The following is a 23,139-nucleotide window of genomic DNA, read 5'->3' as shown; positions in this document are numbered from 1 at the left end:
CCGGCGGGGTGGCCGCACCGGGTGTCGGCCGGCGCTCGGTCGGCGGCACGCCGACGCGCGGCGCGACGGCCGCGGCGCCGAGCGCGAGCAGCGCCGTCAGGGCGAACGCCGCGACGAACGGCCCAGGCCCGACGTAGCCGTCGCCGCCGCCCACCGACACGACGACGACACCCGTCAGCGCGAGCGCGAGCGACGCACCCACGGAGTCGCCGATGTTGTGGGCGGCGGAGTTGCGGCCCTGGTCCTGCGGGGCCGACCAGCCCAGCACGAGGACGTTGAGCCGCGACGACGCCATGCCCATGCCGGCGCCCGCGGCGGTCCACACCGCGACGACCGCCCACGCGGGCAGGCCCAGCACGGTGACGACCGTCGCCCCGACCACGGCGACCGCCACGAGCGCCGTGCCGATCCGCACCGCGGTGCGGCTGGGCAGGCGGTGCCCGAGGCGCCCCTGGACGATCGACGACGCCGACCAGGCGAGCGCGGCGGTCGAGAGCCCGAGCCCGCTCGCGGACGTCGACCACCCGTCCCGGTCGACCAGCAGGTACGGCACGTACACCTGGGCGCCGAAGAACGCGCCCGACACCAGCACGCGCGTCGTGATCACGGACGGCAGGCCGGCCCGCGCGCGCAGCGTGCCGCGCGGCAGCAGCGGGCGGGCCGCGGCGAGCGCTGCGACGGCCGCGACCACGGCGACCGGCGCGGACCACGCGCGCGGCAGCTGTGCGGCGACGTTGAGGGCCAGCACGGCGGCCGCGACGAGCACGGCCCACAGGACGCGCCGGGCGGCGTCGTCACGGCCTGCGGGCGGGGCCTCGCGCGTCGCCGGCGACCCCTCGGCCGGGTCGGCGCGGGCGGGGTCGTGCCGTGCCGGGCCCAGGCCGCGGACGGCGCCCAGCAGCGGCACGGTCGCCGGCACGACGAGCAGCGCGACGCCGAGGAACACCCAGCGCCAGCCGGCGAGCTCGGCGAGGAACCCGGCGACCGCGGGCCCGACGATCGACGGCAGCACCCACGCGGTCGAGAACCACGCGAACACGCGCGGGTGCAGCACCGCGGGGTAGGCGCGCGCGACCGCCACCAGCAGCGTGACGTTGACGACGCCGCCGCCGAGGCCCTGCGCGAGCCGCCCGGCGACGAGCACGGGCATGCTCGTCGCGGCGCCCGCGACCACGAGCCCGGCGACGAACACGAGCGTGCCCGCGGCGAACGGCGCGGCCGGTCCGCGACGGTCCGCCCACGCACCCGCGACGACCATGCCCACGACCCCGGTCGCGAGCGGGCCGGCGAACGCGAACGCGTACAGCGCGCGCCCGTCGAGGACGGCCGCGACCTCGGGCATCACGGTCGTCACCGCGAACGACTCGAACGCGACCAGCACGACGAGCGCGAACATCGCGAGCGACGTCGTGCGGCGGGCGCGCCAGAGCGCGTCGGGCGAGGCCGGCGCGTCGGGCGAGGCCGGCCCGTCGGTCGCCGTCCCGCTGCCGTCGACGCTCCCGCTCACGGCGCGACCCGCAGCACGCGGTAGCCCTTGGCGCTCGCCTCGCGGGACGTGGGCAGGCCGGCCTCCTGCGTGAGCCAGCGCTGCAGCGGGTCGGCGCCGAGGTTCTTGCCGACCACGAGCCACGCGTCGCCGCCCGGCGCCAGCCGGGGCAGCCAGCGGCGCAGCAGGTCGTGCAGCGCGGGCTTGCCGACGCGCACGGGCGGGTTCGACCAGCACGTCGCGAAGCGCACGTCGTCCGGCACGTCGTCGGGCAGCGCCGCGACCACGTTGCCGAGGCCGAGGCGCGCGGCGTTGCGGCGCACGAGGTCGAGCGCGCGCTCGTTGACGTCGACCGCCCACACGCGCGCGTCGGGCGACGTGAGCGCGAGCGTCAGCGCGATCGGCCCCCAGCCGCACCCGAGGTCCAGCAGGTCGCCCGCGGCGGGCGGCTGCGGCACGGTGCGCAGCAGCACCTGCGTGCCGAGGTCGACGTGGTCGGGGGAGAAGACGCCGCCCGCGGTCTCGACCTCGACGTCGCGGCCGGCCAGGCGGACGTGCCGCGTGCGGCGCTGCTCGGCGGAGGCCGGACGGGCCGTGAAGTAGTGCTCACCCTGCGGGTCGTCGGTGCCGGTCACCCGCCGAGGCTAGCGGCCGGGCCGCGCTGTGCCCGCAGCGAAATCCCGTCGCGGCGCTCGTACGTGCGTGCGATCCTGGACACACCCCGATCCCGGACGAGAGGCCCCGCGTGGACGACCGAGAGCACACCACCGACGTGACGCCGCAGGCGTCGGCGCGCAGCGCGCAGGAGGTGGCCGACGACGTCGTCGCACGGGTGCTCGCACGGGCCGGGACCGCTCTGCAGGCGGGCGGCACCGACCACACGACGTTCGACGGCGACCAGCTGGACCTCGAGGAGCGCACGTCGCTGCGGCGCGTGGCGAACCTGTCGACCGAGCTCGAGGACGTCACCGAGGTCGAGTACCGCCAGCTGCGCCTCGAGAAGGTCGTGCTCGTGGGCCTGTGGGGCGCCGGCACGGCCGAGGAGGCCGAGATCTCGCTGCGCGAGCTCGCGGCGCTCGCCGAGACGGCGGGCTCGCAGGTGCTCGACGGCCTGCTGCAGCGCCGTCGGACGCCCGACCCGGGCACGTTCCTCGGCTCGGGCAAGGCCGCCGAGCTCGCGACCGTGGTCGCGGCGGTCGGCGCCGACACGGTCGTCGTCGACGGCGAGCTCGCGCCCTCGCAGCGGCGCGCGCTCGAGGACGTCGTCAAGGTCAAGGTCGTCGACCGGACCGCGCTGATCCTCGACATCTTCGCGCAGCACGCGAAGTCCCGTGAGGGCAAGGCGCAGGTCGAGCTCGCGCAGCTCGAGTACCTGCTGCCGCGCCTGCGCGGCTGGGGCGAGTCCATGAGCCGGCAGGCGGGCGGCCAGGTCGGCGGCGCGGGCGCGGGCATGGGCTCGCGCGGCCCGGGCGAGACGAAGATCGAGCTCGACCGTCGGCGCATCCGCAACCGCATGGCCAAGCTGCGCCGCGAGATCGCGGCGATGGCGCCCGCGCGCGAGACCAAGCGCGCGTCGCGGCGGCGCAACGCGATACCGTCGGTCGCGATCGCCGGGTACACCAACGCCGGCAAGTCGTCGCTGCTGAACCGGCTGACGCACGCGGGCGTGCTCGTCGAGAACGCGCTCTTCGCGACCCTGGACCCGACCGTGCGCCGGGCGGAGACCACCGACGGGCGCGTCTACACGCTGGCCGACACGGTCGGGTTCGTGCGCGCGCTGCCGCACCAGCTGGTCGAGGCGTTCCGCTCGACGCTCGAGGAGGTCGCCGACGCCGACCTCATCCTGCACGTCGTCGACGCGGCGCACCCCGACCCCGAGGGCCAGATCGCGGCCGTGCGCCACGTGTTCGCCGACATCCCGGGCGCGATGGACGTGCCCGAGATCATCGTGCTCAACAAGGCGGACCTCGCGACGCCCGAGGCGGTCGCGCGGCTGCGCTCGCGCGAGGTGCACTCGGTCGTGGTGTCCGCGCACACGGGCGAGGGCGTGGCCGAGCTGCAGGAGCTCATCGCCGACCAGCTGCCGCGCCCGGGCGTGAGCGTCGACCTGGTCGTGCCGTACTCGCGCGGCGACCTCGTCAGCCGCGTGCACGAGCACGGCGACATCGACCACGAGGAGCACACGCCCGACGGCACGCTGCTGCGGGCACGCGTCGACGAGAGCCTCGCGGCCGAGCTCGAGGCGGCGTCCCGCACGGCGTGAGCCCCGCGGTGCACCGACGTGACGCGACCCCGGCACGTCGGTGCGTCGCGACGCCCGCGCGGGACGCCTAGGGTCGAGGGGTGCTGCCCACCGACCTGGACCTGCTGACCACCCCCGGCGCGCCCGCGCTGCTGCCTGACGGCTCGGCGGCCGTCGTCGCCGTGACCCGGCCCGACCTGGCCGCGGACGCCTACCGCGGCGAGCTGTGGCTCGTGCCGCTCGCCGCGCACGACGACGCCGCGGGCACGGGCTCCGCGCGTCGCCTCACGCACGGCCACCGCGACGCCGAGCCCGAGGTCTCGCCCGACGGCCTGTGGGTCGCGTTCACGCGCGCGCCCCTGACCGGCGGGCCGGGTCAGGTGCACGTGCTGCCGCTCGCGGGCGGTGAGCCCGCGCGACTCACCGACGCGCCCCTGGGCGCCGCGTCGCCGCGCTGGTCGCCCGACGGCACCCGCCTCGCCTTCACGGCGCGCGTGCCCGAGGCCGGGCGCTACCTGCCCGGCGGCGACCCGTCCGCCGAGGCACCCCGGCACATCACGACGTTCTCCTACCGCGAGGACGGCGCCGGGTTCGTGTCCGACCGCCCGCGGCACGTGCACGTGCTCGACGTGCCCGCCGACCCGGGCGGGGCGCCCGACGTGCCCGCGGCCGTGGCGCTCACCTCGGGTCCGCTCGAGGTCACGGACGCCGCCTGGGCCCCGGACGGCCTGGCGCTCGTCGCGACGTGCGCGCGGCACGCGACGCGCGAGCGCGACGTGCGCCGGGACGCGGTGCTCGTCGCCGCGCCGCGCGGCGCGACGGGGCCGGCGGCGGTCGTGCCGCTGACCGACGCCGACGCGGGCAGCACGCTGCGCGTCGACGCCGTGCGGGTCGACGGCGACACGCTGTGGCTGCTCGCCGCGGACCTCGGGCCGGACGGGACGGACACGGTCGCGGCCCTCACGGGCCTCTTCCGGGCGCCCCTGACGGGCACCGGCGCCGCGCTGCGGACGGCCGCGACGCCCGAGCGGCTCACCGACGCCGAGCGCACCGACCTCGGCGGCGTCCTCCACCCGACGCGCGGCGGCGTGCTCGTGACGCTCGAGGACCGTGGCGCCGTCGTCCTCGCGCACGTGGCCGCGGACGGCACCACGACGCGCCTGCTGGACGCGCCGCACGTCGTGCTCGGCGCCGCGGCCGTCGTCCACGACGGCGACCTGCGCGTCGTCGCGAGCGCCGCGACCCCGACGAGCGCGGGAGCCCTGCTGCGCGTCGACGACGACGGCCGGGTCCTCGCCGACTGGTCCGGCCCGCTGCGCGCGACCGGCCGCACGGTGCTGCCGACGCCCCTGACGGCCACGTCGCCCGACGGCTACGAGGTGCACGGCTGGCTCGCGCTGCCCGACCCCGCGCGCCACGGCGCGGGTCCGCACCCGACGCTGCTGATGATCCACGGCGGCCCGTTCGCGCAGTACACGCACGCGCTGTTCGACGAGGTGCAGGTGCTCACGGGCGCGGGCTACGCGGTCGTGCTCGGCAACCCCCGCGGGTCCTCCGGCCGGGGGCGCGCGCACGGCCGCGCGATCCGGCGGGCGATGGGCACGGTCGACACCGACGACGTGCTCGCGCTGCTCGACGCCGCGCTCGAGGCCCACCCGCAGGAGCTCGACGCGGCACGTGTCGGCGTCCTCGGCGGGTCGTACGGCGGCTACCTCACGGCGTGGCTGACGACGCGCACCGACCGGTTCGCCGCCGCCGTCGTCGAGCGCGGGTTCCTCGACCCCGTGAGCTTCACCGGGTCGGCCGACATCGGATGGTGGTTCGGGCTGGAGTACGTCGGCGACCACGCGGTCGACCCGGCCGCGGTCGAGGCGCAGTCGCCCATGGCGCACGTCGGGCAGGTCACGACCCCCACGCTCGTCGTCCACTCGGAGCAGGACTGGCGCTGCCCCGTCGAGCAGGGGCAGCGCTGGTACGTCGAGCTGCGACGCCGCGGCGTCGAGGCCGAGCTGCTGCTGTTCCCCGGCGAGGGGCACGAGCTGTCCCGCTCGGGGCGGCCGACGCACCGGCGCGCGCGGTTCGAGCACCTGCTCGACTGGTGGGCGCGGCACCTGCCCGTCGGCGGCTGAGCCCGGGGCGTGCCGACCCGCCAGGTCGCGGGTGCCGGGGGTGTCGGGGGGCGCGACTACGCTGTCGCGGTGCCCGACCCCGACCCGACCCCTCGCCCGGCCGACCCGGCGCAGGGCGCGTCGACCGTGACCGCACCCGGCCGCGACGCGCAGGAGGTCGCCGAGGTCGGCGAGCTGCTCGACCTCGCGGTCGGTGCGCTGGGCGGCGGTCGCCGCGAGGGTCAGCACACCATGGCCGTCGCGGTCGCCGAGTCGCTGCGCACGGGTGAGCACCTGCTCGTCCAGGCGGGCACCGGCACGGGCAAGTCGCTGGGCTACCTCGTGCCGGCGGTGCGGCACGCGGTCCGCGCGGACGAGCGCGTCGTCGTCTCGACCGCGACGCTCGCGCTGCAGCGGCAGGTGCTGACGCGCGACCTCCCGCTCGTCACCACCGCGCTGGCGTCCCACCTGCCGCGGCAGGCGCAGATCGCGCTGCTCAAGGGCTGGCACAACTACCTGTGCGTCCACAAGGTCGCGGGGGGCTACCCGTCCGACGAGCAGGGCACGCTGTTCGACGTCCCCGAGCGGCCGGGCGCCGCGGAGCACCCGCCCGAGGAGACCGAGTCCGGGCGCGAGTCCCTCGGCGACCAGGTCGTGCGCCTGCGCGAGTGGGCCGAGGAGACGACCACGGGCGACCGCGACGACCTCGTCCCCGGCGTCTCCGACCGCGCGTGGCGGCAGGTCTCCGTGACCGCCATGGAGTGCCTCGGCGGGCAGTGCCCGATGCTCGCGCAGTGCTTCCCGGAGGCCGCACGTGCGCGGTCGCGCGAGGCCGACGTCGTCGTCACGAACCACGCGATGCTCGGCATCGCGGCCTCGGGGTCGCCGAACGTGCTGCCCGAGCACCAGGTGATCGTCGTCGACGAGGCGCACGAGCTCGCCGACCGCGTGACCGCGCAGGCCACCGCGGAGCTGTCGCTGCCGACCATCGAGCACGCCGCGCGGCTGGCCCGCCGGCACGGCGGCGTGCCCACCACCGACCTCGACACCGCCGGCCAGCACCTCGCGAGCGTCATCGTCCCGCTGCCCGAGGGGCGCTTCCCCCAGGGGCTCCCCGAGGACGTCCGCACCGCTGTCGCGACCGTCCGCGACGCCGCGCGCACCATGCTCACGGCGCTCAAGCCCGAGGGCGGGTCGCGCGACGCGGCCGACGGCGGCCGCAAGATGGCGACCTCGGCCATGCTCGCGCTGTTCGAGGTGGCCGAGCGCATGGCCGCCGACCCCGAGCAGAACGCCGCGACCGTGCTGTGGTGCGCGCGCGGCGAGGACCGCCGCGGCGTCCCGACGACCCGCCTGCACGCCGCCCCCCTCGCGGTCGCCGGTCTGGTCCGCACGCACCTCCTGGCCGGCCGGTCCGGGGTGCTGACGTCCGCGACCCTGACGCTCGGCGGCTCGTTCGACGCGACCGCGCGCGCCGTCGGCCTGGTGCAGCGCCCCGACGCCGCACCCGTCGGCCCGACGACGCTCGAGGGCGCGCACGACGAGCCCGACGCCGGCACGGCGGGACCGACGGGACCGACGGGACCGGCGGGGCGCGCGGCGCCGTCCGCGGACGCGGGCCCGGCGACCGGTGACCGCCCGCGGCGTCCCGAGGCCGACGAGCCGCCGCGCTGGCGCGGGCTCGACGTCGGCAGCCCGTTCGACTACCCGCGGCAGGGCATCTGCTACGTCGCCAAGCGCCTGCCGCCGCCGGGCCGCGAACCGGCCACCGAGGCGCAGCTCGACGAGATCGCGACCCTCGTCGAGGCGGCCGGCGGGCGCACGCTCGGCCTGTTCACGTCACGCCGCGCCGCGACCGTCGCGGCCGAGGCGATGCGCGCGCGGCTCGACGTGCCCGTGCTGCTGCAGGGCGACGACCAGCTGCCCACGCTCGTCGCGCGCTTCGCGGCCGACGAGCCGACCTGCCTGTTCGGCACGCTCTCGCTGTGGCAGGGCGTCGACGTGCCCGGCCCGGCCTGCCGGCTCGTCGTGATCGACCGCATCCCGTTCCCGCGGCCCGACGACCCCGTGCGGTCCGCGCGCTCCGACGCGGTCGCCCGCGCCGGCGGCAACGGCTTCATGTCGGTGTCCGCGACGCACGCGGCGCTGCTGCTCGCGCAGGGTGCGGGCCGGCTCGTGCGGTCCTCGCAGGACCGCGGCGTCGTCGCCGTGCTCGACCCGCGGCTCGCCACGGCGCGGTACGGCGAGTACCTGCAGCGGTCGATGCCGCCGTTCTGGCGCACCACGGACCGCGACGTCGTGGTCTCCGCGCTACGTCGGCTCGCCGGATCCGACTAGCCTCGTGCAGGGGAGGTGCCGCACCGGGCGGGCCCGTCCCGCACCACCGGTTCCGCGCCCGTGACGAGGGGAAACGACCATGGTCGACGCCATCGAGGGCGACGAGTACGCCTTCAGCCCGACGCCGTCCGTGCCGCGGCGCACGTCCAAGCTCGGGATCGTGGGGGCGGGTGCGGTCGGCTCGACCATGGCCTACGCGGCGCTCATGCGCGGCGCGGCGCGCACGGTCGCGCTGCTCGACGTCAACAAGGCGAAGGTCGAGGCCGAGGTCCTCGACCTCTCGCACGGCATCCAGTTCATGTCGATGGCCGAGGTCATGGGCTCCGACGACGTGTCGGTCATGGCCGACTGCGACGTCGTCATGTTCACCGCGGGCGCCAAGCAGAAGCCGGGGCAGTCGCGGCTGGACCTCGCGGAGGCGACGATCTCGCTCGTGCAGAAGGTGCTGCCGGGCATCGTCGAGGTCGCGCCGAACGCGGTGTACGTCATGGTGACCAACCCGGTCGACGTCGTCACGTACGCGGCGCTCAAGATCTCGGGCCTGCCGCCGTCGCAGCTGTTCGGCTCGGGCACGGTGCTCGACTCGTCGCGCCTGCGCTACCTCATCGCGCGCCACACGGGCGTCGCGGTGCAGAACGTCCACGCGTACGTCGCGGGCGAGCACGGGGACACCGAGCTGCCGCTGTGGAGCTCGGCCACGATCGGTTCCGTCCCGATCCTCGAGTGGGCGAGCGGTGACGGCGGGCCGCTGACGCGCGAGGTGCGCGACGCGATCGCGCGCGAGGTCGTCGAGTCCGCCTACCGGATCATCGAGGGCAAGGGCGCGACGAACTACGCGATCGCGCTCGCGGGGTCGCGCATCATCGAGGCCGTGCTCAAGGACGAGCGCCGCATCCTGCCCGTGTCGTCGCTGCTCGACGGCTATCTCGGCATGTCCGACGTGTGCCTCAGCGTGCCGTCGATCGTCGGGTCGTCAGGCGTGCGCGAGCGGCTCGAGGTGCCGATGTCCTCCGACGAGCTGATGGGCATGCGCCGCTCGGCGGAGGCCGTGCGCTCCGTCGCCCGGCGGTTCGGCTTCTGACGAGGTCGGCGTGCGACGAGGGCCGGACGGGGACTCCCGTGCGGCCCTCGTGCCGTCCGCGGTCGCGGGAGCGTCAGTGGTGGCGCAGCGCGTCGATGAGCTCGCCCTTGCGCATGCGTGACCGACCCTCGATGCCGATCTCCGCGGCGCGGCGGCGCAGGTCCTCGACCGTCCACTCCTCGTAGTCGCGCGAGCGCGCGCCGGACCGGCCGACGGACGACCGCCCGCGTGCCGCCGCCGCGTTCGCGATCCGCGCGGCCTTCTCCTTGCTGCTGCCCTGGTCGCGCAACGACTCGTAGAGCTCGGGGTCCTTGACGCTGGGGCCGGGGTCACGTCGTGCGGGCATGCGGCGCCTCCTCACCGGTGACGGCGCCGGCGGCTCCGGCACCGGCGACCAGCGTCGCGCGGCGGGCAGCGCCCCGCACGCGCTCGGCGTCACAAGGCGCGCAGCACGCTCACGACCCGGCCCAGCACGGTCGCGCCGTCGCCGTCGATGGGGGAGTAGGCGGCGTTGTGCGGCAGCAGCCACACGTGGCCGTCGACCCGCTTGAGCGTCTTGACCGTCGCCTCGCCGTCGATCATCGCCGCGACGATCTCGCCGTTCTCGGCGACGGGCTGCCGGCGGACGACCACCCAGTCGCCGTCGCAGATGGCGGCGTCGACCATGGAGTCGCCCGCGACCTTGAGCAGGAAGAGCTCACCCTCGCCGACGAGCTGGCGCGGCAGCGGGAAGACGTCCTCCACCACCTGCTCGGCGAGGATGGGGCCGCCGGCGGCGATGCGCCCGACGACGGGGACGTACGAGGGCGTCGGGGCGCCGTCGCGCTCCGCGGCGTCGCCGTCGCCGAGCGCCACGCCCGCGCGGTCGCCGAGCGCCGTGACGGTCCGCGCGTCGTCGGGCTGCACGACCTCCATCGCGCGCGGCCGGTTCGGGTCGCGGCGCAGGTAGCCCTTGCGCTCGAGCGCGGTCAGCTGGTGCTTGACGCTCGAGGGGCTGGTCAGCCCGACCGCGTCGCCGATCTCACGCATGCTCGGCGGGTACCCCCGCCGCTCGACCGAGGACCGGATGGTCTCGAGCACGAGCCGCTGCCGGGACGTGAGGCCGTCGCCCGGGACCTCCGCGACCTCGGGCGCCGCGGTCCCCGCGGCGCGCGTCCGGTCGGTGCCCGTCGTCGAGCGCTCCTGCACGTCCACTGCGCCTCCTGCTGTCGCGTCGGCGCGGGCCGGGGGGCGCGCGCCCAGCGTCGCCCCGCCGCGTCGAGGCCCGGACCCGCTGGTCGTGCGGGAACGGCGCCCCTGCGCACCGACGTCGCCCGGGGGAGATGTCGGTGGTCGGTGGTGCACTCGCTGCAGCAGCCACCCTAGGCGGGCGGCCCGGGCGGATCAAACATCTGTTCGAGCGTGTCTCGACGGATGTCGGTCGGCTCTGGTAGACATCGTACAGACGTTCGACGAACAGGCGTTCGAGTCCGAGCGGCTCCGGTCGGTCCGGGGCTCGTGCGGCGAGAGGGGTACGACATGAGCGCGATCACCATCGCACCCGGTGCGTTCCGCGGTGGACGCACGCCGTCGGCGGCGGGTGCGCGGCGGCGGCCCGCGCCCCGGGCCGAGGCTCCGCTGCGCCTCACGACGCGCGGGCGGGTCGTCGTGTGGGGCCTGGCCCTCCTGATCGCCGCGGGCGCCGGGGGTGCTGCCGTGTCGGCGCACGCCGACGGCCCGCGGTCCGCGATGGAGGTCGAGCGCGTGGTCGTGGCGCCCGGGCAGACGCTGTGGGGCATCGCGTCGGAGGTCGCCGCGCCCGGAGAGGACGTCAGGGACGTGGTGCTGCGCCTGCAGCGGCTGAACGAGCTGCCGTCCGCCGGGTTGACGGCGGGGCAGGCGCTCGTCGTCCCCGTGGGTTGAGCGTGGACGCGGGTTGTCAGTGTCGACGCCTCCGGCTAGGTTAGCCTTACCTCATTCGGCAGGCTGGGGGGCCAGCCGGAGGTGTGTGCGGCGATCCGGCGCGTCCGGGTCCGCCAGCGCGCAGCAGCAGGTGGCGCCGAGGCGAGTCGGCGCCACGAAGGGACGGGGGCGTCCCGGCGAGGGTGGCCGTCGCACGGCGGCCGCCCTCGCGCTGCCGAGGCACGCGATGTTGCAGTTGCGCCTGCGACGTCCTACCGTCGCGTGCGTCCGTCCGGCGCGTGTCGTGGCGGGCGCCGTCCCGTGATCGGCAACGCCGAGAGGTTCGTTGTGCACTGTCCCTTCTGCCGGCACCCCGACTCGCGCGTGGTGGACTCCCGCACGTCCGACGACGGGTCGTCGATCCGTCGGCGGCGCCAGTGCCCCAGCTGCCAGCGGCGGTTCACGACCATCGAGACCGCGAGCCTGTCCGTCGTCAAGCGCTCCGGCGCGACCGAGCCCTTCAGCCGCACCAAGATCGCGAACGGCGTCCGCAAGGCCTGCCAGGGCCGGCCCGTGAGCGAGGACGACCTCGCGCTGCTCGCGCAGAAGGTCGAGGAGAACCTGCGGACCGCGGGCTCGGCCGAGATCGACGCCGGCGACATCGGCCTGGCGATCCTGGGCCCGCTGCGCGAGCTCGACGAGGTCGCGTACCTGCGGTTCGCCTCCGTCTACCAGGCGTTCGACTCGCTCGACGACTTCGAGTCGGCGATCCGCACGCTGCGCGCCGAACGTGCCGAGACGGCGGCCGGTACCCCGCAGGCCGCGGCGGTGACCACGGCCGAGGGCTGATCCGGCCGAGCCGGCCCGCCCGAGGCCGGTCGCACCAAACCGTTTGGCGTCGAGCCCTCGCGTCCACCACGCTGGGGGAGCCCGACGACCACGTCGCGAGAGCGGAGGACCATCGCATGACGCAGGACGAGAAGCCGTCGGCAGTGAGCGACGAGACCAGGGAGAAGTTCCGCGAGGCGCTCGAGCGCAAGAGGTCGAGCGGTCACCGGACGGCCGACGGGGGCCGGAACACCGGGGCCGTGCACGGGTCGGAGACCGCCGGGCCCGTGCAGCGACGCTTCCAGCGCAAGTCCGGCTCCGCCTGACACCACGCACGACGAGGGCCGCGCAGCACGTGCTGCGCGGCCCTCGTCGTGCGTGCGCCGGGACGCGCGGCGCCCCGGCGCGACGCCGGTCAGTCGAGCAGGCGCAGGCGCAGCGACTCGGGTCGCTCGGTGAGCGCGTCGGCGACGGCCGCGGGCACGGGCGACGCGACGTCCGTGACCACGTAGCCCAGCTCGCCGCGCGTCGCGAGCAGCTGGCCCTCGATGTTGACGCCGTGCTCGGCGAGCGTCGCGTTGATGGTCGCCAGGACGCCCGGCACGTTGCGGTGCAGGTACGCGACGCGGTGCGCATCGGGCCGCTGGTCGAGCGCGAGGTTCGGCAGGTTCACCGACAGGTTCGTCGATCCGGTCGCGAGGTAGTCGCGCACCTTGTGCGCCACGAACTGGCCGATGGCCTCCTGGGCCTCCTCGGTCGAGCCGCCCGTGTGAGGCGTGAGGATGACGTTGGGCAGGCCCTGCAGCTCGGAGACGAACGGGTCGCCCTTGCGCTTGGGCTCCTCGGGGAAGACGTCGACCGCCGCTCCCGCCACGTGACCGGCGAGCACGGCGTCGCGCAGCGCGGCGTAGTCGACGACGAACCCGCGCGACAGGTTGAGGAAGATCGCACCCGGCTTCATGCGGGCGATCTGCTTGGCGCCGAACATGCCGGCGTTGCCCGCGCGCCCGTCGACGTGCAGCGTCACGACGTCGGCCGTCTCGAGCAGCTCGTCGAGCGTGCGCATGCGCCGCGCGTTGCCGAGCGCGAGCTTCTCGGCCGTGTCGTAGAAGACCACCGACATCCCGAGGTTCTCGGCCAGGACCGACAGCTGCGTCCCGATGTTGCCGTAGCCGATGATGCCCAGCGTGCGTCCGCGGACCTCGTGCGCACCCGTGGCGGACTTGTTCCAGACACCCGCGTGCATCTCCTTGTCCAGTACGGTCTGGCGCCGCGTCAGCGAGATGATGTCGGCGATCGCGATCTCGACGACCGAGCGCGTGTTGGAGAACGGCGCGTTGAACACGGCGATGCCGCGCCCGGCCGCCGCGTGCAGGTCGACCTGGTTGGTGCCGATGCAGAACGCGCCGACGACCTCGAGGTCACGCGCGGCGGCCAGCACGTCGGCCGACACCTGGGTCTTGGAACGGATCCCCAGGACCTGCACGCCGGACAGGGCCTCGACGAGCTCGTCCTCGTCGAGCGCGCCGGTCCGGGTCACGACGTCGAAGCCCGCGGACTCGAGGATGGTCCGGGCGTGGGGGTGGAGGTTCTCGAGCAGCAGCGCGGTAGGCACGCCCCATGGTGCTCCCGGTCCGCGGGGCGGACCAAAGCCGTCCCGAGGGACGGGACGGCGTGCCCGGCGCAGGTGCGCCGCGCCGCCGGAGGGCGCCGGGCGGCCCGTCAGGACCGCTCGACGAAGCCCCGGGGGAGGTCCTGCGCGTGCACGACGTGCAGCGCGTGGGTCGGGCGGGTCATCGCGACGTAGAGGTCCCCGGCCGAGGCCGCGAGCACGTCGGCGGGCTCGACGAGCACGACGACGTCGAACTCGAGCCCCTTGGCCTGACCGGGCGTGAGCACGACGAGCGTCTGCTCGAGGTCGGGCAGCTCGCCGCCCGGGGCGTCCTCGGCGGTGCCGTCCAGCGCGCGGCGCACCGCGGCCGCGTGCGCGGGCGTCGCGACCACCGCGACGCGCCCCGCACCGCCGGCCTGGCCGACCGTGGCCGCCAGCTCGCGTGCGGTCGCCGCGGCGGCCGTCGTGACGTCGCCGCCGGCGACCCGGTGCAGACGCAGCGCGTCGGGCACGTCCCGCGCCGACGTCTGCGGGCTCACGGGCAGGCCCGCGGCCAGCGCGACCCGCCGCGCGGCGTGCGCGACGGTCGCGGGCGTGCGGTAGTTGACGGTGAGCTCGGCCAGCCGCCAGGACCCGCGCAGCAGCGGCCCGAGCATCGCCTCCCAGTCGTGCGTGCCCCCCGCGGACGACGTCTGCGCGACGTCCCCGACGATGGTCAGCGACCGCGTCGGCACGCGCCGCAGCAGCGCGCGCCACGCCATCGCGGACAGCTCCTGGGCCTCGTCGACGACCACGTGGCCGTAGGTCCACGAGCGGTCCGCGGCGGCCCGCTCGGCGGTCGTCAGCGACGGCCCGCTGCTCGCGAACCGGTCGGCGAGCGCCTCGGCGGACACGAGGTCCCCGGCGCCGGTGCTCTGCAGCACCTGGCGCGCGTACTCGAGCTCCTGCGTGCGCCGCTCGGCGTCGGCCCGCGCCTGCGCGCGGGCGGCCTGGTCGTCCTCGCCGAGCAGCTCGGCGGCCTCGTCGAGCAGCGGCACGTCGGCGGCCGTCCACGGGGCGTCCGCGGGCCGGGCCAGCAGCGCGCGTTCGCGGTCGGACAGCTCGGGCGCGGCGGCCGCGAGCCGGTGGGGCTTGGTCCACAGGTCGGTGAGCAGGCCCTGGGGCGTGAGCGGCATCCACGCGAGGTTGAGCGCGATGCGGATCTCGCGCGTCGTGCGCAGGTCCTCGACGATCTCCGCGCGGTCCTCGGGCGGCACGTCCCACGCGAGCTGCTGCACGTACTGGTCGGCGAGCCGCGCGAGCATGTCGCGCACGAACGTCACGCGCGCGAGGTTGTGCGGCTTGTTCTGCCGGCGGGCGCGTGCGATGGCCCCCGCGACGTCCTTGGGTCGCACGACGACCGTGCGGCCGTCGATCCGCACGCTGGTGGGCTGCGCGGGCACGCGCTGCCGCTGGCGCACGGCCCGCGCGACGACGCGCGCCATCAGCGCCCGCCCCTTGATCTCGGCGACGGCGTCGGGCTCGGTGCCGCGCGCCTCGACGCCCGGGTACAGCTCGGCGAGCGTCGCGGTGACGACGCCGGTCTCGCCGAGCGAGGGCAGCACCTGGTCGATGTAGCGCAGGAAGGTGCGCGACGGGCCGACGAGCAGCACGCCCGAGCGCTCGAGCAGGCGGCGGTGCGCGTAGAGCAGGAACGCGGCGCGGTGCAGCGCGACGGCGGTCTTGCCGGTGCCGGGGCCGCCCTGCACGACGAGCGCGCCCGCGAGCTCGGAGCGGATGATCGCGTCCTGCTCGGCCTGGATGGTCGCGACGATGTCGCCCATGCGGCCGGTGCGCGCCGCGCCGAGCGCCGCGAGCAGCGCACCCTCGCCCGAGACGCCCGCGAGCGAGTCGGGGTCGACGCCCGCCGCGGCGAGCGCGTCGACGTCGAGCACGTCGTCCTCGAGGCCCGTGACGCGCCGGCCGGCCGTGACGAGGTGGCGGCGGCGCGCGACGCCGTCCGGGTGGGCGGCGGTCGCGCGGTAGAACGCCTGCGCGGCCGGTGCGCGCCAGTCGGTCAGCAGCGGCGTCTGCTCCTCGTCGGTGAGCCCGAGCCGTCCGATGTAGCGGCGCTCGCCCTCGCGCAGGTCGAGCCGGCCGAACGCGAGCCGGTCCTCGACCGCCTCGAGCTGCGCGACCCGGTCCTCGTAGAGCGTCGCGAACGCGTCGCGCTCCGAGCGGTTCTGCGGCGAGCCCGAGGGTCCGGCGCGGCGCACGGACGCGAGGCGGCGACGCGCCTGCGCACGCAGCTCGTCGAGGCGCGCGTACAGCCCGTCGACCACCCGCTGCTCGCCGTCCAGCTCGCTGTCGATCCCTGCCACCAGCCCGTCCACCCCCGTCGTGCCGGGCGCGAGCCCGGTCGTCGGCGCCGTCGGGACCCGCCCGACCGCCCCCGCCCGTCGCGGGCGGCCGTCCATTATCCGCTCGTCGCGGGGGTGCCCGGGCCACGACGCGCGCGACGACCCGATCGACGCCGTCGTCGCACGTGCGTGACGGTCCTGCCTTACAGTGCGTGCACACCGACGGGAAGGACCCCATGCACGGCTCTGCTGCACGCGAGGCCGAGGCGCCCCCTGCCTCCACCGCGGACGACCTGCCGTTGCGCATCCTCGTGGTGGAGGACGACGAGGGGGACGCGGTCCTGGTGCAGGAGCACCTGCAGGACGCGGGTCTCGTGCACGAGACCGTGTGGGCCCGCTCGGTCGACGAGGCGCTCGAGAACCTCGACGTCGACTGCGTGCTGCTCGACCTCGGTCTGCCCGACGCGATGGGGCTGAGCGCGCTGCAGCGCGTGCTCGACGCGGGCGCGCCGCCCGTCGTCGTGCTCACGGGGCTGACCGGCACCGACGCGGGCCTCGAGGCCGTCGCGGCGGGCGCGCAGGACTTCCTCGTCAAGGGGGACGTGCACCCCGACGTCCTCGCGCGTTCCGTGCGGTACGCGGTGCAGCGCCGCCGCCTCGAGGACACGGGCCGGGCGCTCTACCGCAGCCTGGTCCGTGCCGCGGAGACGACGCGCCTCGAGCGCGCGCTGCTCCCCACGCCGCGCGTGACCGACGAGCGCCTGGAGGTCCGCGTCGGCTACCGCGCGGGGCGCGACGGCCTGCTGGGCGGCGACTTCTACGACGTGGTCGAGCGTCCCGACGGGACGGTGCTCGTGATGGTGGGGGACGTGTGCGGGCACGGCCCCGACGAGGCGGCGCTCGGCGCGACGCTGCGCACCGCGTGGCGCACGCTCGTGATCGCGGGGACCCCGGCCGACGAGATCCTCGGGCTGCTCGAGCGCGTGCTGCAGGCCGAGCGCTCGCGCCCCGAGGTGTTCACGACGGCGACGATGCTCGCGATCCACCCCGACCGGCGCTCGGCCGACCTCTACCTCGCGGGCCACCCCGTGCCGCTGCTGGTGGGCGACCCGTCGTCGCTGCTGCCGGCCGACGCGCGCGGCCGCGCGCTCGGCATCCCCGTGGGCGGCGGCTGGCCCGCGCGCCGCCTCGACCTGGGGCCCGCGTGGCGCGTGCTGCTCTACACCGACGGCCTGCTCGAGGCCACGGTCGCCGCCGACGGCACGCGGCTGGGCAAGCCGGGGCTGCTCGAGCTCGCCGACCGGACGCTGCCCGCGGCGCCGGACGACGGTGCCGCGGTCGCGCCCGACGAGGACCCGGTGCTCGGCCGGCTGCTGTCGGCGGTCCGCGAGCGCCACGGCGGCGACCTCGTCGACGACGCGGCGGTCGTGCTGGTCGGGTGGCCCGCGTGACGGCGTCCGCGCGCCCCGGCCCGCCGCGCGCGACGCTGCGCCGCCGGCTCGGCGTCCTGCTGGGCGTCGCGGCCGCGGTCCTCGGTGCGGTGCTCGTGCTCACGGGGTACGTCGCGGCCCGCTCGTCGCAGGCGCAGGAGCTCGTCACGCAGACGTACTTCGACGCGGTCACGCGCGCCGACGCCGCGTACATCCGCCTCGTCGACGCCGAGACCGCGGTCCGCGGCTACGCGCTGACCGGTGACGACGTCACGCTCGAGCCATACCACCGCTCGCGCGAGCAGGAGGACTCGATCACGGACGTCGCGCAGCGCGTCGAGCGGACCTCGCAGGACGAGGTGCTCGTGGCGAGCGCGCGCGCCGCGCGCGACGCCGCCGACCGCTGGTACGACGAGTTCGCCGAGCCCACGATCGCGGCCGTCGCCGCGGGCGGGCCGACGGCCGTCGACCCCGCCGCGATCGAGACGGGACGCGTGCTGTTCGACGAGACGCGCACGGCCGTCGAGGTCTACAACGCCGAGCTGCGCGCCAACCGGCTCGAGGCCGTCGCGGCGGTCGAGCAGTGGCAGCGGCTCACCGCCCTGATCATCGCCGGGCTCGTGGTCGCGGCGCTCGCGGTCGGGACGACGCTGTGGGTCGTGCTGCGGCGCTGGGTGCTCGCGCCCGTGGACGAGCTCGCGGCCGCGAGCCGCGCGGTGTCCTCGGGCGACCTCAGCCACGTCGTGCGCGTCGACGGGCCGGGGGAGATCGAGCAGCTCGCGGCCGACGTCGAGGCGATGCGCGTCGGGCTCGTGACGCAGCTCGCGGCGCTCGAGGAGTCGCGGCGCGAGATCGCCGACGCGCACGACCGGCTGACCGAGCAGGCCGAGGAGCTGCGGCGCTCCAACCGTGACCTCGAGCAGTTCGCGTACGTCGCGTCGCACGACCTGCAGGAGCCCCTGCGCAAGGTCGCGAGCTTCACGCAGCTGCTCAAGAAGCGCTACGGGGGTCAGCTCGACGAGCGGGCCGACCAGTACATCGACTTCGCGGTCGACGGCGCCAAGCGCATGCAGCGGCTGATCCAGGACCTGCTGGGGTTCTCGCGCGTCGGTCGCGTCGGGGGCGAGGTCGTCGACGTCGACGTCGCGCAGGCGCTCGACCGCGCGGTCGACCAGCTCTCGGAGCGCGTCGAGGAGACCGGTGCCGTCGTCACGCACGGCGGCCTGCCGGTCGTCCGGGGCGAGGAGCCGCTGCTGGTCCAGCTGCTGCAGAACCTCGTCGGCAACGCCGTGAAGTTCCGGCACCCGGACCGGGTCCCGCACGTCCACGTCAGCGCGACGCGTGTGGAAGACTCCTGGGAGTTCGAGTGCCGGGACAACGGCATCGGCATCGACCCGCAGTACGCGGAGCGCGTCTTCGTCATCTTCCAGCGGCTGCACGCCAAGGACCTGTACGAGGGCACCGGGATCGGGCTCGCGCTGTGCAAGAAGATCGTCGAGTTCCACGGCGGTCGGATCTGGATCCCGGAGACCGCCGGGGACGGCACCAGCATCCGCTGGACGCTGCCGGCGGCCGAGGACGACGCCCCGCCCGCCGGGGTCGAGGGGCAGGCCTGAGTGTCCGTGCAGAAGCCGATCGACGTGCTGCTGGTCGAGGACGACCCGGGCGACGTGCTCATGACGCGCGAGGCGTTCGAGCACAACAAGGTGCGCAACCGCCTCTCGGTGGTCGCGGACGGCGTCAGCGCGCTCGAGTTCCTGCGCAAGGAGGGCGAGCACGCCGACGCCCCGACGCCCGACCTCGTGCTGCTCGACCTCAACCTGCCGCGCATGGACGGCCGCGAGGTGCTCGAGGCCATGAAGTCCGACGCGACGCTGCGCGCGATCCCCGTCGTCGTCCTGACGACGTCGGAGGCCGAGGAGGACGTCCTGCGCTCCTACTCGCTGCACGCCAACGCGTACGTGACCAAGCCGGTCGACTTCGACCGCTTCATCGACGTGGTCCGGCAGATCGACGAGTTCTTCGTCGAGGTCGTGCGCCTGCCCGGTCACTGACCGCGCCGGCCCCCACGGTCCTCCCGCGCGGTGCCGCGCAGGTCACGGCGCCGCGCGGGAAGAGTCCGGGCGGGTCCGGCGTTGCACCTCTCGACCGCACGACGAGAGGCGAGTGAGCGATGCTGGACCCCCGGGACATCTACGACGTGGACGTCGACGTGGCCGAGCGCGTGGACGCGGCGACGCGCGACGGCGGTGCCGGACCCGTGCTGGTGCACGCGGTGCGCGGCTTCGTCGACGCCGGCCACGCGGGTCAGGTCGCCGTCGACCACCTCGTGTCGGGCGGGCCCGCGCAGCGGCTCGTGACGTTCGACGTCGACCAGCTGGTCGACTACCGCTCGCGCCGCCCCGTCATGACGTTCGACGAGGGCTGGACGGGCTACGACGCGCCCGAGCTCGTCGTGGACCTCCTGCACGACGCGCAGGGCACGCCGTTCCTGCTGCTGCACGGGCTCGAGCCCGACGTGCAGTGGGAGCGCTGGGTCGCCGCGGTGCGCCAGGTCGTCGAGCGGTTCGACGTGCCGCTGGTCGTCGGGCTGCACGGCATCCCGATGGGCGTGCCGCACACGCGGCCGATCTCGGTGACCGCGCACGCGACGCGCGCCGACCTCGTGGCGGACCACACGTCGTTCTTCGGAACCGTGCAGGTGCCGGCCAGCGCGTCGGCGCTGCTCGAGCTGCGTCTCGGCGAGGCGGGTCACGACGCGATGGGCTTCGCGGTGCACGTGCCGCACTACCTCGCGCAGTCGCCGTACCCCGCTGCGGGTCTCGCGGGTCTGCGGCACGTCCAGCGCGCGGCCGGGCTCGACCTGCGGCTCGCCGACCTCGAGCCCGCGGCCGCCGAGGCGACGCGCGAGGTCGAGCGTCAGGTCGAGGGGTCGAGCGAGGTCGCGGCGGTCGTGCAGGCCCTCGAGGAGCAGTACGACGCGTTCACGCGCAGCGTGGGGCGGACGAGCCTGCTGGCCCAGGCGACCGACCTGCCGACCGCCGAAGAGATCGGCGCCGAGCTCGAGCGCTTCCTGGCGACCCAGGTGGACGAGGGCGGGGACGAGGGCTGACCCGTCCGCCGCCGTGCCGGTCGCCCGCGCGCGAGCGCTCGGTGCCGGGGGCGTCGTGACCGGATCGTTGCCGTCCCGCGGGGGACGAAACGGCCCGTTCCGTGGCGTACGCCACACCGGCGTGAAAGGATCGCGAGCGTTGCAGTGACGTACGGACGCTCGACCGGTCTCGCGCCGTGACCTCGGTCGCGGTGGCATGAGGTTCCGCCCGTCCCCGTGGGGACCGGACCGCCCGGTGCAGGACGTGAGGCATTGCGGCGCGGTGCGGGCAGTCGGCGCGCACCGTCACACGGTGGGACAGAAGGATGCGGGACATGGCACAGGGCTCGGTCAAGTGGTTCAACGCCGAGAAGGGCTTCGGGTTCATCGCGCAGGACGACGGCGGTGCCGACGTCTTCGTGCACTACTCGGCGATCGACACGCAGGGCTACCGCTCGCTCGACGAGGGGCAGCGCGTGGAGTTCGACATCACGCAGGGTCAGAAGGGTCCGCAGGCGGAGCACGTCCGCCCGCTGTGACCCGCGTCCCCGGCGCGACGCCGGGGCGCCGATGCGGGGCCGCACCGTCCGACGGTGCGGCCCCGCGTCATGCCCGGGGGGTCGGGGCGCCCGGCGCGCGCCCGACCTCGCCCGCGCCGCCCGCCGTCCCCTCGGCGGGCGTGGGCGGGTCGTGGCGCGGCGTCGCGCGGCCCGCGAGCACGCGCGTCTCGCCGTCGGTCAGCAGGCGCGCCGGCACCGGCAGCGTCCGCAGCGTCCGGTCCAGGCCCGGGTCGTCGAGCAGCGAGGGGTCGTCGGTGCCGACCAGGACGAGGTTGCCGTAGCGCCGCCCCCGCAGCAGCGCGGGCTCGGCGACGACGCCGATGCGCGCGAACGCCGCCGCGAGCGTGGCGAGCTCGGCGCGCGCGAGCGCCAGCGGCGGACGGTCGGCGCAGTTCGCCAGGTAGACGCCGCCCGGGCGCAGCACGCGCGCCACGTCGCGCGTGAGCTCGAGCGTCGTGAGGTGGTCCGGGGTCCGGTCGCCCGCGAAGACGTCCCGCACCACGACGTCGAACGACGCGTCGGGCAGCGTCGCGAGCTCGGCGCGCGCCTCGCCCGTGCGCAGGCGCAGGTGCGGCGCGCGGGGGAGGGCGAACCACTCGCGCGCCAGGCGGGCGAGCTCGCCGTCGAGCTCGACGGCGAGCTGTCGGACGTGCGGGTGCCGGTGCGCCAGCGCGCGGGCGAGCGCGCACCCGCCGGCGCCGAGGTGCAGCACCGACAGGTCGGGGCGGGTGGCCGCGACCACGTCGATCACGGCGGCCGCCTGCTGCATGTACTCGAAGTCGAGCAGAGCGGGGTCGTCGAGGTCGACGAACGAGCTCGGCACGCCGTTGACCAGGAGCGTCGCGGCGCGGGGGCGGCCGGGCTCGGGGACGACCTCGGCCGTGCCGGTCGTGATCGGCACGGGGCCGTCCGGCCAGGTCGGCGCCGTCGCCGTCGATGTCGGTGGTCGGCGGGACGATGCATCACGACGTCGGGCAGCCACGCGCACACCGTACGTCGTGGCGGCTGCTGTGGGCGGCAGCTGTTGACGGAGTCGAACACGTGTTCGAAGATGGACCGGTGGCGGGAGTCCCGCCGGTCGAGGGAGGTGGCGGTCGTGAGCGCTGAGGTCGTCGTGCTGCACCCCGGGTCGCTGCCCCCGCAGACGAGCGAGCTGCTCGGGCGTGCCGACGCCGAGCTGCTCGCGGCGCAGTTCTCGGGCGAGCCGTGGGAGATGTTCTCGCACGCGCACATGGCCGCCCTGCGCGCCGGTGCGGCCCTCGTCGCCGCTCGCGGTCGCCCGACGGGCCGGGGGGCGCCCCGGACCGTCTGGGGCATGCTGGACGTGGTGGCCCCCGAGCTCCACGCCCAGGCGGCCTTCTTCGCGCACGCGGCGACGCTCCGGTCGGCGGTGGACGCGGGGAGGTTCGAGCTCGTGACCCCGGCGCGTGCCGAGCGGACGTTGTGCGCCGCGGAGGACATGGTCGACGCGGTCCGCGCCGTCCTCGTGCGTGACGCGGCGGACGGGGGTGAGGTGCGTGCGGTGGCGGGCAGGTGAAGCCTCGGTGCGCGACACGCCCGGCGGTGGCGCTCGCACAGGTTCGTGACGCATGATGATCGCCCTGCCGCAGGGACTGCTCGACTACCACGTTGGTGTGAGCCGATCTATCCTGAGGCGAAGAGTCCATTGGAGTGCGACGGGGGTCGGGATGCCACTCTCCGAGTACGAGCAGCGCGTGCTCGAGCAGATGGAGCGTCAGCTGACGTCTGACGACCCGCGGCTCGCCAACACGCTCACCCAGCGAGGTGGGCGACGGCCCGTCGTGCGCTACGTCGTCGCCGGAGTCGGCGCGGTCGTCGGCCTGCTGCTGCTGGTCGTGGGCGCCGCGACGTCGCTCCCGTGGCTCGGCGCCGCCGGGTTCGTCGTGATGTTCGCCGCGGTCGGGTTCGCGTTCGCGGGGCCGCACGGCACGCCTCGCGGCCCCCAGGGCACCGTGGCCCCGGACGGGACCGTCCGCCCCGCCCCGGGTCGCACGGCGGCGAAGAAGAAGCAGGGCTTCATGTCGCGCTTCGAGGAGCGGTGGGACCGGCGCCGCGACGGCGACGGACGCTGACGACGCGCCTCGACGTGCGCGGACGGTGACGGGGACGTCCGTCCCGACCGC

The 23,139-nt window shown here is 75.8% G+C and carries 21 protein-coding genes; 14 read left to right on the top strand and 7 right to left on the bottom strand.

Annotated elements, in window-relative coordinates:
- The coding region (locus CS2_RS07980; protein ID WP_070319560.1) for an MFS transporter at window positions 1-1,507 on the bottom strand (1,507 nt) is incomplete at its 3' end.
- On the bottom strand, window positions 1,504-2,121 hold the full coding sequence (locus CS2_RS07975; RefSeq protein WP_070319559.1) for a class I SAM-dependent methyltransferase: 618 nt from the start codon (window positions 2,119-2,121) through the stop codon (window positions 1,504-1,506). The genes CS2_RS07980 and CS2_RS07975, both read right to left, overlap by 4 nt.
- Before the next feature lie 110 nt (window positions 2,122-2,231).
- Here CS2_RS07975 and hflX point away from each other — a divergent pair, with 110 nt between their 5' ends.
- The 4 genes from hflX (at window position 2,232) to CS2_RS07955 (ending at window position 9,254) form a co-directional block, all read left to right on the top strand.
- Window positions 2,232-3,749, top strand: coding sequence for a GTPase HflX (gene hflX / locus CS2_RS07970; protein ID WP_046528160.1), 1,518 nt, complete (start codon window positions 2,232-2,234; stop codon window positions 3,747-3,749).
- An 80-nt stretch (window positions 3,750-3,829) separates the two neighbouring features.
- Complete coding sequence (locus CS2_RS07965) at window positions 3,830-5,857, top strand: S9 family peptidase (protein ID WP_070319558.1); 2,028 nt, start codon at window positions 3,830-3,832, stop codon at window positions 5,855-5,857.
- 69 nt (window positions 5,858-5,926) lie between these two features.
- On the top strand, window positions 5,927-8,173 hold the full coding sequence (locus CS2_RS07960) for an ATP-dependent DNA helicase (RefSeq protein ID WP_082739965.1): 2,247 nt from the start codon (window positions 5,927-5,929) through the stop codon (window positions 8,171-8,173).
- A gap of 79 nt (window positions 8,174-8,252) precedes the next feature.
- A complete protein-coding gene (locus CS2_RS07955; protein WP_046528162.1) occupies window positions 8,253-9,254 on the top strand; it encodes an L-lactate dehydrogenase in 1,002 nt (333 codons plus the stop codon).
- 73 nt (window positions 9,255-9,327) lie between these two features.
- Here the strand turns inward: CS2_RS07955 and CS2_RS07950 are convergent, their stop codons facing one another.
- Both CS2_RS07950 and lexA read right to left on the bottom strand, forming a co-directional pair.
- The gene (locus CS2_RS07950) at window positions 9,328-9,600 is read right to left on the bottom strand and encodes a Rho termination factor N-terminal domain-containing protein (RefSeq protein WP_070319557.1); all 273 of its coding nucleotides are present in this window, start codon (window positions 9,598-9,600) and stop codon (window positions 9,328-9,330) included.
- 89 nt (window positions 9,601-9,689) lie between these two features.
- A complete protein-coding gene (lexA, locus tag CS2_RS07945) occupies window positions 9,690-10,448 on the bottom strand; it encodes a transcriptional repressor LexA (protein WP_046528164.1) in 759 nt (252 codons plus the stop codon).
- 324 nt (window positions 10,449-10,772) lie between these two features.
- Here lexA and CS2_RS07940 point away from each other — a divergent pair, with 324 nt between their 5' ends.
- The 3 genes from CS2_RS07940 (at window position 10,773) to CS2_RS07930 (ending at window position 12,289) form a co-directional block, all read left to right on the top strand.
- The gene (locus CS2_RS07940; protein WP_070319556.1) at window positions 10,773-11,156 is read left to right on the top strand and encodes a LysM peptidoglycan-binding domain-containing protein; all 384 of its coding nucleotides are present in this window, start codon (window positions 10,773-10,775) and stop codon (window positions 11,154-11,156) included.
- A 327-nt stretch (window positions 11,157-11,483) separates the two neighbouring features.
- Window positions 11,484-11,984 (top strand): transcriptional regulator NrdR, encoded by a 501-nt coding sequence (gene nrdR / locus CS2_RS07935; protein WP_046528166.1) that lies wholly within the window; start codon window positions 11,484-11,486, stop codon window positions 11,982-11,984.
- Window positions 11,985-12,100: 116 nt separating this feature from the next.
- The gene (locus tag CS2_RS07930; RefSeq protein WP_046528167.1) at window positions 12,101-12,289 is read left to right on the top strand and encodes a DUF5302 domain-containing protein; all 189 of its coding nucleotides are present in this window, start codon (window positions 12,101-12,103) and stop codon (window positions 12,287-12,289) included.
- Between the two features lie 89 nt (window positions 12,290-12,378).
- Here CS2_RS07930 and serA read toward each other — a convergent pair whose 3' ends face one another.
- Window positions 12,379-13,578 (bottom strand): phosphoglycerate dehydrogenase, encoded by a 1,200-nt coding sequence (gene serA, locus CS2_RS07925; protein WP_070319555.1) that lies wholly within the window; start codon window positions 13,576-13,578, stop codon window positions 12,379-12,381.
- A 107-nt stretch (window positions 13,579-13,685) separates the two neighbouring features.
- Window positions 13,686-15,935 (bottom strand): HelD family protein, encoded by a 2,250-nt coding sequence (locus CS2_RS07920; protein ID WP_070319564.1) that lies wholly within the window; start codon window positions 15,933-15,935, stop codon window positions 13,686-13,688.
- A gap of 215 nt (window positions 15,936-16,150) precedes the next feature.
- Here CS2_RS07920 and CS2_RS07915 point away from each other — a divergent pair, with 215 nt between their 5' ends.
- The 5 genes from CS2_RS07915 (at window position 16,151) to CS2_RS07895 (ending at window position 20,974) form a co-directional block, all read left to right on the top strand.
- Window positions 16,151-17,365, top strand: a complete 1,215-nt coding sequence (locus CS2_RS07915) for a PP2C family protein-serine/threonine phosphatase (protein WP_070319563.1) — start codon at window positions 16,151-16,153, stop codon at window positions 17,363-17,365.
- A complete protein-coding gene (locus CS2_RS07910) occupies window positions 17,362-18,960 on the top strand; it encodes a sensor histidine kinase (protein WP_233421111.1) in 1,599 nt (532 codons plus the stop codon). Before CS2_RS07915 ends, CS2_RS07910 begins: the two co-directional genes overlap by 4 nt.
- Window positions 18,961-19,398, top strand: coding sequence for a response regulator (locus CS2_RS07905; RefSeq protein WP_046528170.1), 438 nt, complete (start codon window positions 18,961-18,963; stop codon window positions 19,396-19,398).
- Window positions 19,399-19,517: 119 nt separating this feature from the next.
- The gene (locus CS2_RS07900; RefSeq protein WP_070319553.1) at window positions 19,518-20,456 is read left to right on the top strand and encodes a proteasome assembly chaperone family protein; all 939 of its coding nucleotides are present in this window, start codon (window positions 19,518-19,520) and stop codon (window positions 20,454-20,456) included.
- 314 nt (window positions 20,457-20,770) lie between these two features.
- Window positions 20,771-20,974, top strand: coding sequence for a cold-shock protein (locus CS2_RS07895; RefSeq protein ID WP_046528172.1), 204 nt, complete (start codon window positions 20,771-20,773; stop codon window positions 20,972-20,974).
- A gap of 67 nt (window positions 20,975-21,041) precedes the next feature.
- Here the strand turns inward: CS2_RS07895 and CS2_RS07890 are convergent, their stop codons facing one another.
- On the bottom strand, window positions 21,042-21,896 hold the full coding sequence (locus tag CS2_RS07890) for a spermidine synthase (protein WP_226235841.1): 855 nt from the start codon (window positions 21,894-21,896) through the stop codon (window positions 21,042-21,044).
- 195 nt (window positions 21,897-22,091) lie between these two features.
- Between CS2_RS07890 and CS2_RS07885 the strand changes: the two genes are divergently transcribed.
- Window positions 22,092-22,532 (top strand): SAV_6107 family HEPN domain-containing protein, encoded by a 441-nt coding sequence (locus tag CS2_RS07885; protein ID WP_226235839.1) that lies wholly within the window; start codon window positions 22,092-22,094, stop codon window positions 22,530-22,532.
- Window positions 22,533-22,683: 151 nt separating this feature from the next.
- The gene (locus tag CS2_RS07880) at window positions 22,684-23,088 is read left to right on the top strand and encodes an SCO2097 family morphological protein (RefSeq protein WP_046528173.1); all 405 of its coding nucleotides are present in this window, start codon (window positions 22,684-22,686) and stop codon (window positions 23,086-23,088) included.
- The last annotated feature ends 51 nt before the right edge of the window (window positions 23,089-23,139 follow it).

It is taken from the genome of Cellulomonas iranensis NBRC 101100 = JCM 18110 (assembly GCF_001552375.1).
GTDB lineage: Bacteria > Actinomycetota > Actinomycetes > Actinomycetales > Cellulomonadaceae > Cellulomonas > Cellulomonas iranensis.
Note: the sequence above shows the minus strand (reverse complement) of the source record. Positions and strands in the feature narration are given on the sequence as shown.